10 protein-coding genes are annotated in these 16550 nt (G+C 74.5%); 2 read left to right on the top strand and 8 right to left on the bottom strand.

Annotated elements, in window-relative coordinates; genetic code table 11:
• Positions 1-29: 29 nt before the first annotated feature.
• The 3 genes from ACZ7C5_RS12225 to ACZ7C5_RS12215 all read right to left on the bottom strand — a co-directional run bounded on the left by ACZ7C5_RS12225 (position 30) and on the right by ACZ7C5_RS12215 (position 6704).
• On the bottom strand, positions 30-1298 hold the full coding sequence (locus ACZ7C5_RS12225) for an MFS transporter (RefSeq protein WP_401081676.1): 1269 nt from the start codon (positions 1296-1298) through the stop codon (positions 30-32).
• Positions 1295-3976, bottom strand: a complete 2682-nt coding sequence (locus ACZ7C5_RS12220; RefSeq protein WP_470322510.1) for a lantibiotic dehydratase — start codon at positions 3974-3976, stop codon at positions 1295-1297. The genes ACZ7C5_RS12225 and ACZ7C5_RS12220 overlap by 4 nt, the downstream gene beginning before the upstream one ends.
• A gap of 178 nt (positions 3977-4154) precedes the next feature.
• Positions 4155-6704 (bottom strand): lantibiotic dehydratase, encoded by a 2550-nt coding sequence (locus tag ACZ7C5_RS12215; protein ID WP_470322509.1) that lies wholly within the window; start codon positions 6702-6704, stop codon positions 4155-4157.
• A 342-nt stretch (positions 6705-7046) separates the two neighbouring features.
• Between ACZ7C5_RS12215 and ACZ7C5_RS12210 the strand changes: the two genes are divergently transcribed.
• Positions 7047-7892: a siderophore-interacting protein gene (locus ACZ7C5_RS12210; RefSeq protein WP_401081667.1), complete on the top strand. Its 846-nt coding sequence runs from the start codon at positions 7047-7049 to the stop codon at positions 7890-7892.
• 13 nt (positions 7893-7905) lie between these two features.
• On the opposite strand, the gene narI is transcribed toward ACZ7C5_RS12210, so the two are convergent.
• Genes narI through ACZ7C5_RS12190 form a run of 4 tightly spaced genes read right to left on the bottom strand, consistent with a single transcriptional unit; the run spans position 7906 to position 14625 of the window.
• Entirely contained in the window at positions 7906-8631 is a 726-nt protein-coding gene (narI, locus tag ACZ7C5_RS12205) for a respiratory nitrate reductase subunit gamma (RefSeq protein WP_401081664.1), read from the bottom strand.
• On the bottom strand, positions 8631-9302 hold the full coding sequence (narJ, locus tag ACZ7C5_RS12200) for a nitrate reductase molybdenum cofactor assembly chaperone (protein WP_401081661.1): 672 nt from the start codon (positions 9300-9302) through the stop codon (positions 8631-8633). Before narJ ends, narI begins: the two co-directional genes overlap by 1 nt.
• Positions 9299-10891, bottom strand: coding sequence for a nitrate reductase subunit beta (narH, locus tag ACZ7C5_RS12195; protein ID WP_401081658.1), 1593 nt, complete (start codon positions 10889-10891; stop codon positions 9299-9301). Before narH ends, narJ begins: the two co-directional genes overlap by 4 nt.
• Positions 10891-14625 carry a nitrate reductase subunit alpha gene (locus tag ACZ7C5_RS12190; protein WP_470322508.1) on the bottom strand — a complete coding sequence of 1245 codons (3735 nt, stop codon included), beginning with the start codon at positions 14623-14625 and terminating at the stop codon, positions 10891-10893. Before ACZ7C5_RS12190 ends, narH begins: the two co-directional genes overlap by 1 nt.
• Positions 14626-14760: 135 nt before the next feature.
• On the opposite strand from ACZ7C5_RS12190, the gene ACZ7C5_RS12185 reads away from it, so the two are divergent.
• Positions 14761-15756, top strand: coding sequence for a tellurite resistance/C4-dicarboxylate transporter family protein (locus tag ACZ7C5_RS12185; protein ID WP_470322507.1), 996 nt, complete (start codon positions 14761-14763; stop codon positions 15754-15756).
• A 148-nt stretch (positions 15757-15904) separates the two neighbouring features.
• Here ACZ7C5_RS12185 and ACZ7C5_RS12180 read toward each other — a convergent pair whose 3' ends face one another.
• Entirely contained in the window at positions 15905-16435 is a 531-nt protein-coding gene (locus ACZ7C5_RS12180) for a GNAT family N-acetyltransferase (protein ID WP_470322506.1), read from the bottom strand.
• Between the last annotated feature and the right edge of the window lie 115 nt (positions 16436-16550).

Below are 16550 nucleotides of genomic sequence, written 5' to 3'. Positions count from 1 at the left end.
ACTGTCCCTTCATCGCGGGTCAACACAGGTCATCGCAGGTCATCGCAGGACTGGGAATCCGACGATCGGCCGTCGGCGGGCGCGGCCGGGGTGGTCCGGGCGAGCCGGGCCTCGGCCAGCAGGGCGGGGACGACGAGCACCAGGGCGGCCACCGCCAGGAGGCTGCCGGCGAGGAACGCGGCGCGGGTGCCCCAGAGGTCGGCGAGCAGGCCGTAGAGGGCGGCGCCGAGCGGCATCGTGCCCCAGGCGAAGAGCCGGTAGACGCCGATGGAACGCCCCAACAGCTCCTCGGGCACCAGGGATTGGCGCACGGAGACGGCCACCACGTTCCAGACCATGATGGCGGCCCCGGAGGCGAAGTTGGCGGCGCCGACGACCCACGGGCTGGTGGTGGCCGCGATGGCGGGGCCGCAGGCGGTGACCACCGCGAGGGCGCCGGCGAGCGCGCGGGCGCGGCCCAGCCGGCGGGTGATCCGGTCGGCGACCGCGCCGCCCAGCACGCCGCCGAGCGCCGAGGCGGCGACGAACAGGCCGTAGCTGGACGCGGGGGCGTGCAGCACCTCCCTGATCAGCAGTACGAAGATCGCGATCTGCCCGAGGTAGACGGCGTTGACGAGTCCTGCGGCGAGCGTGAGCGCCCGCATCAGGCGGTCGCGGGCGACGAAGGCGATGCCCTCGGCGATCTCCTGGCGCAGCTTGCGGGGGGCGTCGGGACGGCTCGACCGGCTGGCCGGAAGGCCGCTGAGGAAGCCGGCGGACAGCAGGAACGAGACGGCGTTGACCAGCAGCGGTACGAACTGGCCGAGCCCGAAGAGCCAGCCGCCGAGGACGTGCCCGACCATGTCCCGGCTGAGCGTCTGGGAGGTGAACAGCCGCCCGTTCGCGGCCGGCAGGCGTTCGGCCGTCACCAGCGCGGGCAGCACGGCGAACGACGCGCAGTCGAACAGGACCTCGCCGATGCCGAGCGTCAGCGCGACCGCGACCAGGGGCCACAGGCGCAGCGCGTCGCTCAGCAGCAGGAGCACGGCGACGGCGAGCGCGCCGGCCCGCAGCAGGTCGGCCGCGACCATCAGCGCCCGCCGGTCCCAGCGGTCCGCGAGGGCGCCGGCCGGGAGGCTGAGCAGCAGCCAGGGCAGGGTGGAGGCGGCCGTCACCAGGCTCACCGCGAACGGGGAGCCGAGCAGGGCGGCGGCGAGCAGCGGCAGGGCCGAGAAGCGCACGCCGTCGCCCAGCGCGGAGACGGTCGAGGCCGTGAGCAGCCGCCGGTAGGCGGTCTCGCTCCCCGCGGTCCGGCTCATGCCGGTTGCCCGTCGGCTGCCCCGGCACCGCCCGCGGCGGAGGCCGCCGCGGGCCCGGCGAACACGGCGTAGCGCAGCTCGCTGGTGTACGAGGCCCCGTTCACCCGCAGCCAGCGCTGCTCGGCGGTCGGCAGCAGCTCGGAGATCACCACCGTCCCCTCGACCCCGCGCACCAGCCGGAAGAACTGCCGGACGATCAGGGGGGCGTCCCAGTCCACGTAGACGGGCTTGGGCTGGCCGGGCAGCTTCGCGAACACCCGGCGGGGCCACCCGTACCGGGCCCGCAGCCGGCAGACGGTGAGGTACTCGGCCGCGTCGTCGGCCTTCACCGGGCTGCCGGTGGGTGACCAGCCGCGCAGCTCGGAGGCGGGCACCCGCCACAGCTCGCGCTGGAGGACGGTGCGCCCGTGGCGGATCCGCGGCACGTGCGGGAGCCCGTCGAGTTCCAGGCCGTTGCCGCCGTGCAGCCGGGGGAACGCGAAGGGCGCCAGCGGGTCGTCCATGAGGGTGTAGCCGCCGGCCGGGGGCGCGAGCAGCCGCAGCCGTCCGGGCCGGCCCTCGGCGCGCAGCTCCAGCCGGTCGCCGGCGAGCACCAGGTGGAGGTCCGAGGGGTGCAGGACGTCGGCGCGGTCCTTCGGCGAGCGGCCGAGGATCTCCAGGTCGGGGCCGGGGAAGCGCTGCTGGGAGGCGGTCTTGTCCTGGTGGCCGCGTAGCACGTCCACCAGGAGTTCGTCCTCGTCCACCAGGGTCCGGTAGTGGGCGTACACCTCCTCGGCGAGCAGAGGGGAGCGCTCGGCGGCCTGGACGGACATGCTGCTGTGCGTCAGCAGGTCCCGGCCGGCGTGCAACTCTCCGACGACGATCTGGAGTTCGCCCGCGGCCAGGGCCTCGGGCCCGTCCGCGGCGAGCAGCACGTCCGGGTTGCAGAAGGCGGCGGGCTCGCGGGGGAGCGCGGCCCTGAGTTCGCGGACGGCCCGGTCCGGGACGACCACCTCGCGGGCCGCGGGGTCGGCGGTGCCAAGCAGGTGACCGGCCACGGTGGCCCGCAGCCGGTCCACCTCGACGGTCACCTCGGCACAGCGCAGGGCGAGTCGCTCGCGGTCCTCGACGAACGCGCGGTAGAAGTCGGCCAGCGGCACGGGCCGGTCCGGGCCGAATCGGTCGCGGAACCAGCGGGTGAGGAGGCCGGTCTCCAGCCGCAGCCGCAGGCGGGGGGCCGCGAGGGCGATCTCGTAGACGAACGCCAGCTCCTCGCTGAGCACGGCGGCGAGCCCGGAGCCGATCCGCAGGTCGTCGAGCTCGCCGTGGGCCTCCTCCCACACCACGCTGCGGTCGGCGTAGTGGTGGCCGCCGAAGCGGTTCGCCGGGCCGGCGGTGAGCTCCTCGAAGCGGGCCTTGAGGGCGGCGAGCGCGGCCGGCCGCTCGGGGTACGGGGCCTCGGTGAAGGCGGCGACGGCGGCCTCCAGGCCGGCTGTCCACTCCATCGCGGGGTGGTCCCCGGCGCCGGCGGCGAGGAGCTGTCCGCGCAGGGCGACGAGCGGCCGCGGGTCGCCGACGGGCACCTCGGGCCACGCGGTGACCAGGCCGCGGTCGGCGAGGTCCGCCAGCGCCTTGTCGAACCCGGAGCCGTCGTCGGTGGAGCAGCCGAGGGGCCCGAACCTCGCGTTCCACTCGGCGGCCAGCTCCTCGGCCGTACGGACGCCGTCGCAGTGGCGCAGCAGCCACTCCTGCGGCGGATCGACGGCGAACCCGCCGATCCGGTCGAACCGCCAGTCGACGCCCGGGGCGGCCTCCACCCCGCACGAGTAGAGGTCGACGACTCCTCGGTCGCCGTCGCCCCGGCCGAGGAGGGCGAGCGGCAGCCGCCGGGGCCGGACGAGTCCGCGCAGCGCGGGGTCCTCGCCGAGCTTCCTGGCCAGCCGGGCCGCCGCCCAGTGACTGACGTGGGCGCGGCGCCGGACGGCGGATCCGCTCGTCCAGTCGAGCATCCCCTCGCCGCCGACCCGGGCGACGTTCAGCGGCCCGAAGTGCGAGTGGGTCTCGTTCTTCATGGTGACGCGCTGGAGGTACATCGTCAGCAGGTCGGTCATCTTCTGGGCGTGGGCGCGCCGGCGCCCGGTCACCGTGGGGTCGAAGGCGTCCAGCCAGGCGAGGAACTGGGGCGCGGCGGCGTCGTTCGACAGCAGCAGGACGTCCCTGAGCCGCTCGTCGGCGAAGGCCCCGGCGACGGCCAGCCGGCCCGCCCACAGCCGCTCCGCGTGGGCCTCGGTGAACTCTCGGCAGGTGCGCCGCAGTTCCGTGACGGCCTCCTGGAAGGCGGCCAACGGGCCGCTGCGGGGGCCGAGTTCGCGCAGCGCCGCCGCCAGGTCGGGCTCGGTCAGCGGCCGCAGCATGCCGATCGAGTTGCCGATCGCGTTGACGACGGGCCCGCTGAGGGCCACCGGGGAGCGCTTCAGCTCCTCCTTGGCCGCGGCCGCCGCCTCCAGCAGCGCGGCGTGCCGGTCGAGCAGGGCGCGGGCCTGGGCGTCGGCGCCCCCGTCGACCAGGCCGGAGAGCAGTTCGAGCGGGAACCCGGCCTGGCGGACGAGCGCGGTCGGCGCCAGTGACCACCGTGGTGAACTCGGGGCTGGGAGGGAACCGGGCCGGGCCGGCCGGTCCGGGCTGTCCGTGGTCGCCATCAGGGGAACCTCTCGGCTCGTGGGAGGGTGGGGAGCCCGTGCGGGCAGGGCACACCGACCGGCCGCGGGTCCGCCGACGGGCGGGTGCGAACGGGTACGGAGATGCGGGGAAAGGGGAGAAGGGGGCAGGGGAGAGGCGCGGGCCGACGGGTGGACCGGACCGCGACAGGGCTCCGGACTACGCGGGCGGCGCGTCCGTCCGGGAGAAGACCGTGCAGCGCAGCTCGCTGGTGTGGCGGTGCCCGGCCACGTCGAGCCAGAGCTCGTCGGGCCCGGGCAGCATCTCGCTGAACTCCAGCGCCCCCTCGGTCCCCTTGGCGAGCCGGACGAGCTGACGCACCAGCAGCGGCGCCTCCCAGTCCAGGAAGACCGGCTTGGGCTCGCCGGGGATCTTCACGAAACAGTGCCGGGGCAGCCCGAGCCGCTCGCGCAGCCGTACGGCCCCCAGGTGCGCCGCCGCGTCCGCGGCCACCGGGTGGCCGCCGGGCGACCACGGGCGCAGCTCGGCGACGGGCACCCGCCAGCTCTCGCGCCGCAGGACCACCCGGCCGCAGCGGATCCGCGGCACGTGCGCCAGGTCGTCGGTGCGGATGCCGATCCCGCCGAAGTGGCGGGGGAAGGCGAACACCGACAGCGGATCGTGCCGGATGCCGGGCCCGCCGGCGAAGGGGGACTTGAGGCGCAGCCGGCCGGAGACCCCGCGGGCGCGCAGTTCGAGGCGCTCGGGCGTCACCGTGATCGACAGCTGCGCGGGCTGGACGACCCGGTCGCGCGGCTTGCCGGAGCGTCCGTGCACCTCGACGTCCAGGCAGGGGTAAGCGAGCTGGGCACCGGTCTTGTCGAGGTGGGCGCGGGCCAGGTCGACGATGACCTCGTCGGGGTCCAGCAGGTCCTGGTAGCGCTGCTGCGCCTCGGCCACGATGCCGTCGGCGCGGGCGGCCAGCAGCGGGGCGAGGCTGGAGTGGGTCAGCGGGTCGCGCAGCGCGTGGCAGTCGCCGACCACGGCCGTGAAGTCCCCGTCGGCCAGGGCCCGGAGATCCCGCGCGGCGAGCATCACGTCGGGGCTGCACAGGGCCGGCACGTCACCGGCGTGCCGGGCGATCAGCTCTTCGAGGCGCGCCCGGTCGGCCCGCACCTCGCGCCGGTCCTGCTGCCCGTCCGGGAGCAGGACCTGCCGCAGCTCGCGCTCCACGGCGGCGATCTCGGCGTCCACCTCGGCGCAGGCGGCCTCCAGCTCCGGGCGGTCGGCGAAGAACGCCTGGTAGAAGTGGTGCAGCGGGACGTCCGTGCCGAGGGCGAAGCGGTGCTGCGCCCACCGCGTCAGGATCGCGCGCTCGCGCCGCATCCGCAGGCGCGGGGCGAGCAGGACGAGGCCGTAGACGGGCGTCAGCTCGCCGGTGACGAAGTCGGTGAGGCCGGGGCCGACGGTCAGGTCGCGCTGGGGGCCGTGCGCCTCCTCGTAGAAGAGGGAGCGGTCGGCGTAGTGGGTGCCGCCGGGCCGTTCGGCGGCGCCGCCGGTGAGCGTCTCGAAGTCGGACCTGAGCGAGGCGAGGAGGGCGGGCCGGTCGGCGGCCGCGGCGAGCGGGAACTCCGCGAGGAACCGGTCGAAGCGGTCCAGGGCCGCGCCGAGGTCGCTCGCCTCGCCGCCGGCCTCCGCGACCAGCTCGCGGAGCGTCTCCAGCGGCCGGACGGCGCCGATCGGGATCTCCGCCACCGTCACCAGCCAGCCGTCCGCCGCGGCCCTGCGCAGCGCCTCGTCGAGGTCGGTGCCGGGGCGCGCGGTGTCCGCCGCCCAGTCCCGGTGGAGTTCGCCGACGGTGCGCCGGGCGTCGCAGTGGCGCCAGAGCCAGTCGGCCGCCTCGTCCACGGGGGAGCTGCCGACGACCACGAAGCGCCAGTCGCCGGGCATGCCGGTCTCGGTGCGGAAGGCGAACAGGTCGATCCGGTCGCCGTCCCGGAAGGCCAGCGGGCGCAGCCGGGGGCGGACGTGGCCGCGCAGCCGCGGGTCGGCGCTGAAGGTCTCCGCGAGGCGTTCGGCCGCCCAGTGGCTGAAGAAGGCGACGCGCTCGATCGGGGTGTCCGTCCAGTCGAGGCCGTCGTCCGCGCCCCGGTCGCCGGTCCCGGCCTCGGCCCCGGTCGTGAGGGAGGCCACGCTGACCGGCCCGAAGTGGGAGGTGGTCTCGTTCTTGGAGGCGACCCGTTGCAGGTACATGGTGAGCAGGTCGGTCATCCGGCGGGCGGTGCGGTCCGCCATCTCGCCGTCCCGGTCCAGCCAGGCCTCGAAGCGCGGGTAGTGGGCCTCGTTGGAGAGCAGCAGCACCTGCCGCAGCGCGGGGTCCTCGCGGAACAGCCGGGCGACGTGGTGCCGGGAGTCCTTCAGTGCCGCGGCGTGCCGCTGCTCCAGGGCGGAGACGCTTCTCTTCAGGGCCAGTACCGCGTCCTGGTACTCCGTCAGCGGCGCGGCGACGTCCGCCGGCAGTCCGGCGGTGTCCTCCCCGGTGAGGTCGCGCAGCAGGCCGAGCCGGGACAGCGCGCGCTGCCGGCCGCCCACGTCGCCCTGGCGCAGCGTCTTCGCCAGTCGATCGGCCAGTTCGGTGGCGCGGCCGGTCGCGGCCCGGATCGCCGAGAGCTCGGCGGCGAGGTCGTGTGCCAGCGGATCCAGCGTGTCCAGTGCGAAGCCCGCCTGTCGCAGGAGCCCGTGGCTCATCGCGGTCCAGGTTTCAGCCATGACTCATCCCCCATTGCGCACGGAGGTGCCCGGGCCTCGGGTCGTCGCCGGTCGTGGTGCGGGACCGGTGCCTGGTGCCACAGTGCCGCACGGACCGGCGGATGACCTTGAGCCGGTAGCTCCGTGTAGTCCCCCGGATTCGTAACTTCGATGGATCGTACTCAGCTTGACCGTGTTCTTCCAAGACCTGGTCACGTGTGATTGTCGTCAAGCTTTCGCAGGCCGGGGTGGGTGTCCTCGATGGAGATCTTAGGTTAGCCTCACCTAAGCTACGGTGTGTGTCGACGGTGTACGGACCGGCACGGCCGCGGCGTCAGCCCGTTTCGCCGGAAGGAGCCCGACATGTCCACCGTCACCGCCCCCGCCCGCTTCGCGCTCTTCCCCCTGCGCGTCGCCCGCACCACGACCCTCACCCCGCACCTGGTCAGGATCACCCTCACCGGCGAGAGCCTCGCCGGGTTCGTCAACGGCGGCCTCGACCAGCGGATCAAACTGCTGCTGCCGCTCGCCGGCCAGACCGAGCCGCTGATCCCCTCCGGCGACGGCGAGTTCGGCTGGTACCAGAACTGGCGGGGGATGTCCGCCGAGGTGCGCCCGGTGCTGCGCACCTACACCGTCCGCGCCCAGCGCCGCGACCCCGACGAGATCGACATCGACATCGCCGTGCACGGGGACCTCGGCCCCGGTTCCCGATGGGCCGTCAGGACCCGCCCCGGCGACCGGGTGGTGGTCTGCGGACCGGCCGTGGAGGAGGCCGGCGGCGTGGAGTTCCGGCTGCCCGACGACGCCGGCTGGATCCTGCTCGCCGGGGACGAGTCCGCGCTGCCGGCCATCGCCGCCATCCTGGAGGAGCTGCCCGGGCACCTGCCGGTCCGGATCTTCGCCGAGGTGGAAGGACCGGAGGACGAGGCCTACCTCCCGGCCCGTCGCCCGGGCGTCGAGACCGTCTGGCTCCACCGCCGGGCCGGCGCGCCGGGCCTCCCGGAGGCGGTGCGCGCCGCCCGGTTCCCGGCCGGGCGGCCGTACGCCTGGATCGCCGGAGAGGCCTCCTGCGTCCGGGAGTTGCGCCGGCACCTGGTGGGCGAGCGGGGAATCGACCGGCGCGCGGTCTGCTTCATGGGCTACTGGCGGGCCGGGCGCACCGAGGACCAGCGCGCCGAGGACGGCCCGGCGGACACCGAGGACTGAGGCCGGACTCCGCTCAGGTGTCGATGCCCTCCCAGCCGCGGCGCGCCGGGCGTTCGGCCGGCCGCCCGGCGGGCCGGTCGCGGTAGACGAGGTACGGACGGAACAGGTAGAACCACGGAGCGCTGAACATGTGCACCAGCCGGGTGTACGGGACGACGGCGATCACCAGCATGCCGAGCACGGCGTGGGCCTGGAAGACGGCCGGGACGGTGTCCCACAAACCGGTGTCGGGCCGCAGGGTGAACAGGCTCCGGGCCCAGGGGGCGATGGTGGCGCGGTAGTCGTAGCCCCCGCTGAGGTCGGAGGTGGCGAGCTTGGCGTACAGGCCGAGGCAGATCTCGCCGAAGAGCAGCAGGTACATCGCCTTGTCGTTGCGGGTGGTGGCCCGGAAGACGGGCGTGTTGGTGCGCCGGCGGTAGAGCAGGGTGGCCAGGCCCGCCACCGCGAGGACGCCGGCGACGGTCCCGCCGATCAGCGACAGCAGGTGGTAGGCGTGCTCGTCGACGCCGAGGGCGTCCGTCCAGCCCGCGGGGACGAACAGGCCGAGCAGGTGCCCGGCGAGGACGAACAGGATGCCGTAGTGGAAGGCGGGGGAGGCCCAGTTGAGCAGCCGGGACTCGTACACCTCGCTGGAGCGGGTGGTCCAGCCGAACCGGTCGTAGCGGTGGCGCCAGAGCAGCCCGAGGACGAGGGAGGCGAAGGCGAGGTAGGGCAGCGCGCCCCACAGGAAGGTGTTCATCAGCGGTCTCCGGCGATCACGGGGAGCTGGTGCAGGTGTCCGTACGGCGGCAGCTGTCCGTACGGCGGCAGTCGGGCTCCGGTGCCGACCTCCTCGCGGGGCGGGCCCGAGCGGGCGAGGGCGAGCGCCTGGGCGCGGTCGGCGGGGCGGGGGCCCGGCAGGGTGGCGCAGACGGCTGCGAGCGGGCCGGCGTAGGGGGTGCCGGCCTCCAGCAGGGCCAGGCGCAGCAGTTCCAGCCCGGGCCGGTGTTCGCGCAGCAGGTCGTCGGTGCGGGTGGCGGCGGCGAACTCCAGCACGACCGGGAGGTAGTCCGGCAGTTCGCCGCCGGCCTGGTCCAGGCCGTGGCGCCGGTAGGCCTCGCGGAACCGGAGCAGGGCGGCACCGCGGCGCCGGGTGTCGCCGTCGGTCCACCAGCTCAGGTAGAGGCTGTGCCGGTCGGTGAAGTCGAAGACCTCGACGTAGTGCTCGGCCAGGGCGGCCGGGCCGACCCGCTCGGCGTGGTCGAGGAAGCGCCGCAGCCCGTCGGCCGCGGGGCCGGTGACGGCCTCGCGCAGCAGCGGCAGCCGCTCGTACAGCTCGGCGTCCGGGTGGACCAGGCAGAGCGCGGCGGCCTGGCGGACCACGGCGCGGCGGTGGGCGCGGCCGGTCGTCAGTCGTCCCCGGAGCGTCACCGGGCGTCCTCCTCGTGGTCGGCGCGCTGGCGGCGGCGCAGCGCGTGGAAGGACTCCAGCGAGACCATCGGCAGGGCCCGGCGGCCGGAGTTCTCGCCGAACGGTCCGCTGCCGCCCGGGGCGTCCTGGTGCCCGACGGCGCACTCGGTGGGGACGGCCGACTCCTCCAGCGCCCGGGCGTCGGGCAGGGCGGCGGTCGGGACGACGTACCGGTCCTCGTACTTGGCGATCGCCAGCAGCCGGTACAGCTCCTCGACGTCCTCCGCCGTCAGCCCGACGGCGCCGGGCCCGGCCGGGTCGGGCACCTCGCCGAGGTTGCGGGCGCGCTGGTGGGTGCGCATGGCGGCGAGCCGGCCGAGGGCCGCCCGGACGGGCTCCGGGTCGCCCGCGGTGAACAGGCCGGCCAGGTACTCGACCGGGATGCGCAGCGCGTCGATGGCGCCGAAGAGGTTGCCGGCGTCCTCGCCGTCGAAGCCGGTGGCGGTGAGCGCCTCGACCACGGGGGAGAGCGGCGGGACGTACCAGACCATCGGCAGGGTGCGGAACTCCGGGTGCAGCGGCAGCGCGACCCGGAAGCGCGAGACCAGGGCGTGCACCGGGGAGCGCAGGGCCGCCTCGATCCAGTCGTGGGCGATGCCGTCGCGCTCGGCGGCGGCCCGCACCGCCGGGTCGGCCGGATCCAGGAAGACGCCCAACTGAGCCTCATAGAGGTCCCGTTCGTCGTGGACGGAGGCGGCGGCGGTGACCTTGTCGGCGTCGTACAGCAGCACCCCGAGGTAGCGCAGCCGGCCGACGCAGGTCTCCGAGCAGACGGTCGGCAGGCCGACCTCGATCCGCGGGTAGCAGAAGGTGCACTTCTCGGCCTTGCCGGTGCGGTGGTTGAAGTAGACCTTCTTGTACGGGCAGGCGGTGACGCACTGCCGCCAGCCGCGGCACTGGTCCTGGTCGACCAGGACGATGCCGTCCTCCGCGCGCTTGTACATCGCCCCGGACGGGCAGGAGGCGACGCAGGAGGGGTTGAGGCAGTGCTCGCAGATCCGCGGGAGGTAGAACATGAAGCTCTCCTCGAAGGCGAACCGCACCTTCTCCTCGGCCTGCCGGCGCACCAGGGCGACCATCGGGTCCTCGTCGGCGTGCTCGGGCAGGCCGCCGAGGTTGTCGTCCCAGTTGGAGCTCCACTCGATCTTCATCGGCTTGGCGGAGAGCAGCGAGCGGGGCGTGGCCACCGGGTAGTCGTCGCCGAGCGGGGCGTCGGTGAGCTTGTTGTAGTCGTACGTCCAGGGCTCGTAGTAGTCCTTGACGGTCGGCAGCACCGGGTTGGCGAAGATCCTGGCCAGCCGCTCGACCCGGCCGCCGGAGGTCAGGGTGAGCCGGCCGCGGCGGTTGAGCCGCCAGCCGCCCTTCCAGCGCTCCTGGTCCTGCCAGCGGCGCGGGTAGCCCTGGCCGGGGCGGGTCTCCACGTTGTTGAACCAGACGTACTCGACGCCGGAGCGGGTGGTCCAGGTCTGCTTGCAGGTGACCGAACAGGTGTGGCAGCCGATGCACTTGTCGAGGTTCATCACCATCGCGACCTGCGCCATGACACGCATCAGTACTGCACCTCCTGGGAGCGGCGGCGGATCACGGTGACCTCGTCGCGCTGGTTGCCGGTCGGGCCCAGGTAGTTGAAGCCCCAGGACAGCTGGGCGTACCCGCCGATCAGATGGGTGGGCTTGAGGAGGATCCGGGTGAGCGAGTTGTGGGTGCCGCCGCGCCGGCCCTCCCGCTCCGTCCTGGGGACGTTGACGGTGCGGTCCTGGGCGTGGTGCATGTACACCGTGCCGCGCGGCATCCGGTGCGAGACCACGGCCCGGGCGACGACGGTGCCGTTGCGGTTGACCGCCTCCACCCAGTCGTTGTCGGCGACGCCGACGGCGGCGGCGTCGTGGTCGCTCATCCAGATCAGCTGGCCGCCGCGGGAGAGCGAGAGCATGAACCAGTTGTCCTGGTACTCGGAGTGGATGGACCACTTGTTGTGCGGGGTCAGGTAGCGGACCGTCACCTCGTGCTGCCCGTCCGGGCCGAGCACGGGTTCGCCGAACAGCCGGTGCATGTCCAGCGGCGGACGGTACACCGGCAGGGCCTCGCCCAGCTCGTGGATCCAGTCGTGGTCGAGGAAGAAGTGCTGGCGGCCGGTCAGGGTGTGCCAGGGCTTGAGGTGCTCGGTGTTGAGCGTGAACGCGGTGTACCGCCGCCCGCCCGCCTCGCTGCCCGACCACTCCGGCGAGGTGATCACCGGGACGGGCGCGGCACTGGTGTCCGCGTAGGCGACCCGCCTGCCCTCGTGCTCGGCCGCGAGCTGCGCCATCGGCTGCCCGGTGCGCTGCTCCAGGGTGTGGAAGCCCTGGACGGCGAGGCGGCCGTTGGTGGTGCCGGACAGCGCGAGGATCGCGTCGGCGGCCTTGACGGCGGTGTCCAGCAGCGGGCGGCCGTCCGCCGGCCCGCCGCGGGCGGTGCCGTTGGCCGCCGCCAGGGCGGCGATCTCGTCGTCCGGGTGCAGCGCGATGCCCTTGGCGGGCAGCCCGAGCCGTTCGGCGAGCGGGCCGAGGGCCGCCATCTTCGCCGCGACCGCGGGGTAGTCGCGCTCGACCACGGTGAGGCTGGGCAGGGTGCGCCCGGGCACGGGCTCGCAGTCCCCGGCGCGCCAGTCCGGGGCGGTGCCGCCGGGCTGGGCGGTCTCGCCGGGGGTGTCGTGCTGGAGCGCGGTGGCGACCAGGTCGCGGCGGGTGCCGAGGTGGGTGACGGCCAGTTCGCTGAACCGCCGGGCGATGGCGTGGAAGGCGTCGAAGTCGGTCCTGGCCTGCCAGGGCGGGTCGATGGCGGGGGCGAAGGCGTGGACGAAGGGGTGCATGTCGGTACTGGACAGGTCGTGCTTCTCGTACCAGGTGGCGGCCGGGAGGGTGATGTCCGACAGCAGGGTGGAGGAGGTCATCCGGAAGTCCAGCGAGAGCAGCAGGTCGAGCTTGCCCTCCGGGGCCTCCTCGCGCCAGCGCACGTCGCGCGGCCGCACCGGCTCGGGGGCCTCGGCGGCGCGCAGGCCGGAGTGGGTGCCGAGCAGGTGCCGGGTGAAGTACTCGGCGCCCTTCGCTGAGGAGCCGAACAGGTTGGAGCGCCACAGGGTGAGCACCCGGGGCCAGTTCTCCGGGGCGTCCGGGTCCTCTCCCGCGAACTTCAGCGTCCCGGCCCGCAGTTCGGCCACCGCGGCGGCGACCGGGTCCGCTCCGTCGCCGAGGTCCAGCGGGTTGCGGTCGAAGGTCGGGTACGAGGGCATCCAGCCGGTGCGGGCGGCCTGGGCCAGGCAGTCGGCGCCGGTCATCCCCCGGAAGGCGCCGGAGCCCAGCGGGGATGCGAGCACGTCGGCCCTGAAGTGGTCGTAGCGCCACTGGTCGGTGTGCAGGAAGAACCAGCCGGTGCCGATCGCCTGCCGGGGCGGGCGGGACCAGTCGGCGGCCCCGGCGAGCGTCGCCCAGCCGGTGGAGGGCCGGCACTTCTCCTGCCCGACGTAGTGCGCCCAGCCGCCGCCGTTGCGGCCCTGGCAGCCGGTCAGCTGGAGCAGCGCCAGGAAGGAGCGGTAGATCGTCTCGGAGTGGAACCAGTGGTTGGTGCCCGCGCCCATCAGGATCACGCAGCGGCCCCGGGACTTCTCCGCGGTGGTGGCGAACTCGCGGGCGATCCGGGCGCAGGCCGCGGCCGGCACCGAGGTGTGCCGCTGCTGCCAGGCCGGGGTGCCCGGCGCCTCGGCGTCCTCGTAGCCGGTCGGCCAGACACCGGGCAGGCCCGGGCGGGCGACGCCGTACTGGGCGAGCAGGAGGTCGAAGACGGTGGTCACCAGCGGGCCGTCCGCACCGCCGAGCCGGCGGGCCGGGACGCCCCGGCGCAGCACCTCGCCGCGCCCCTGGCCGTGCTCGCCGCCCTCGGTGTCGAAGCGCGGCAGCAGCACCTCGACCGCCTCGCCCCCGCGCCCGTGCAGGGACAGGGCGGGCCGCAGGCCGTCGAGGTCGAGGTTCCAGCGGCCCTTGCCGGACTCCGTCCAGCGGAAGCCCAGCGAGCCGCCGGGCACGGCGGGGCCGTCGGTGGCCTCGTCCAGCACCACCGTCTTCCAGGCCGCGCCCTCGCCCCCGTCGCCGAGGTCGGCGGCCCGGAGGAACTTGTGCGGCACGTACCCGCCGTCCCGCTCGGCGAGGGTGACCAGGAACGGCAGGTCGGTGAACCGCCGGACGTAGTCGGTGAAGAAGGGCACCTCGCGGTCGACGAAGAACTCCCTGAGCAGCACGTGCCCCATGCCGATCGCCAGTGCGGCGTCGGTGCCCGGGTGGGGGTGCAGCCACTCGTCGGCGAACTTCGCGTTGTCGGCGTAGTCGGGCGCCACCACCACGACCTTCTGCCCCCGGTAGCGGGCCTCGGCCATCCAGTGGGCGTCCGGCGTCCGGGTGACCGGCACGTTGGACCCCCACATCAGCAGGTACGCCGCGTCCCACCAGTCGCCGGACTCCGGCACGTCGGTCTGGTCGCCGAACACCTGGGGGGAGGCCACCGGGAGGTCCGCGTACCAGTCGTAGAAGGACAGCATCGGCGCGCCGATCAGGCTGTGGTAGCGGGCGCCGGCCGCGTGGGAGACCATCGACATCGCCGGGATCGGGGAGAAGCCGGCGATCCGGTCGGGGCCGTACGCCTTGATGGTGTGCACCTGGGCGGCGGCCACGATCTCCACCGCCTCGTCCCAACTCGCCCGCACCAGACCGCCCTTGCCGCGCGCCCGCTGGTAGCGGCGACGGCGCTCCGGATCGGCCTGGAGGTCCGCCCAGGCCAGCACCGGGTCCCCGAGCCTGGCCTTCGCCTCGCGGAACAGCTCCAGCAGCACACCGCGTACGTACGGGTAGCGCACCCGGCTCGGCGAGTAGGTGTACCAGGAGAACGCCGCCCCGCGCGGACAGCCGCGCGGCTCGTACTCGGGGCTGTCGGGGCCCACCGACGGGTAGTCCGTCGCCTGGGTCTCCCAGGTGATGATGCCGTCCTTGACGTACACCTTCCAGCGGCACGACCCGGTGCAGTTGACCCCGTGGGTGGAGTGCACGACCTTGTCGTGGCTCCACCGGTCGCGGTAGAAGACGTCGCCCTCCCGGCCGCCCTCGACCTCCACCCGGTGCAGGTCGGCGGAGGCCCTCCCCGGGCGGAAGAACCGTCCGGCCCGCAACAGGAGCGCGCCCGGCTCCGCCGGTTCAGGCGGTTCAGGCGGTTCGGGCGACTCGGGCGGTTCGGACGGTTCGGGCGGCGACTCAGCCATGACGGACTCCTGACCACTGCTGACCACGGATCGACCGGGGACCAAGTTATGCGGTCGAAGCAGACGAATCGCCACAACGGCGGTACCGGCGTGGCGGCCCTGGCTCCCCGTCAGGAGTTCCGCTCGAATGGGCACATGAACTCTGTGACCAGCCCCCGGGGCACGCGGCAGAACACCCCGAACGGATGGTGGACCACCGTCCCGCCCGCGGCCGGGGCGGCGGTGATGGCCACCGGAATCCTGTCCGTCGGCCTCCACCTGGCCGGGCGCGAGGTGCTCTCCGCCGTCCTGCTGGCCCTCGCCGCCGGCCTCTGGGTGCTGCTCGCCGCGGCCTTCGCCCTGACCCTGCTGAACACCCGCACCGACTGGACGCTCAAGGCCGCGACCCCGCCCGCCCTCACCGCCGTCGCCTCCACCGGCGTCCTCGGCACCCGGATCTCGCTGCTCGGCGAACAGGGCGTCGCCCTCGGGCTGCTCGCCCTCGCCGTCCTGGTCTGGCCGTTCCTGCTGGCCTCCGTGGTGCGCCACTGGGGGCGCGGCATGCCCGGGGCCGTCTTCCTGGTCTGCGTCTCCACCCAGTCGCTCGCCGTCCTGGCCGCCACCGTCGCCGCGGCCGGCGGACCCGACCGGCTGGCACCCGCCGCGCTCGCCTTCTTCTGCCTCGGCCTCGTGCTCTACCTCGGCGCCCTGGTCCGCTTCGACCTCCGCCAGATCCTCACCGGGGCCGGCGACCAGTGGGTGATCGCCGGGGCACTGTCCATCTCGGCCCTCGCCGCCGGCAAGCTCACCGCCCTGCCGGACTGGACGCCCGGCCTCCGCGACGCCCTGCGCACCGCCACCTGGGTGCTGCTCGGCCTGGCGCTCGCCGGCTACGCCGTCCTCCTGGCGGCGGAGCTGCGCAGCCCGCGCCCGGCCTACGACGTGCGCCGCTGGGCCACCGTCTTCCCGCTCGGCATGACCGCCGTCGCCGCCCTGGTCGCCGGGACGGCGACGGGGGTCGACTGGCTGGACCCGCTCGGCCGGGTGCTGCTGTGGATCGGGGTGGCCGCCTGGCTGCTGACGGCGGCCGGCTTCCTGGTCGACGCCTCGCACCGGCCCCGGGTGCGCCGCCTGCTGCGCCTGGACCGCTGACCTCTCCGGGGGCCCTCGGCCGTACGCGCCCTTCCCGGACCTGACGATCCGTCATAAACTTGGCCCTCGCCGACGGCGCCGGTGCGCCGGGTGCCGGCCCGGACCGCACCCGGTTCAGCGCCGCATCTGCTTCAGCGCCGCACCCGGTTCAGCGCTGCCACTCCTCGACCAGCAGTCCGAGCACCACCTGGTCCACGAAGCTCCCGTCCGCCCAGGCCGCACCGCGCAACCGGCCCTCGACGGTGAATCCGGCCCGGCCCGCGGCCCGGAGCATCGGGGCGTTGTCCGCGAGCGTCTCCAACTGCACGCGGTGCAGGCCGAGGACCGGGAAGGCGTAGTGGCAGAGCACCCGCAGGACGTCGGGCGCGAACCCGCGGCCCCGGTGGCCGGGCAGCAGGGCGACGCCCAGGTGGGCGCTGCGGTTGTGGCTGTCGATGCCCCACAGGATCGCCTCGCCGGCCAGCTCCCCGGAGGCCGTCTCGACCACGGAGAAGCACGCGGCCTCGTCGGACGGCCCGGTGGCCACGTACGGGGAGTGCGCGGAGCCGGGCGGAAGGGGCCGCCAGGGCCGGGAGTCGGCCCGCGAGCGCGTGGCCACGTCGTCGTACAACTCGGACTGGAGCACCGGCAGGTCGGCATCGTGACGGGCCCGGAGGGTGATGAGAGCGCCTTGTAACATGTCACATGTCTACCATCGGCAGTGCGGCCGTGACCACCGGATTTCTCCCGGCCCGGTGCCGCGACGGCCGGGCCGACGGGCAGTCAGGTGGTGCGGGCCCCGGGGTGGGCGCGCT

This window comes from Kitasatospora sp. NPDC036993 (assembly GCF_055607525.1).
The sequence above is the reverse complement of the archived record's forward strand: the minus strand, read 5'-3'. Positions and strand labels throughout refer to the sequence as shown.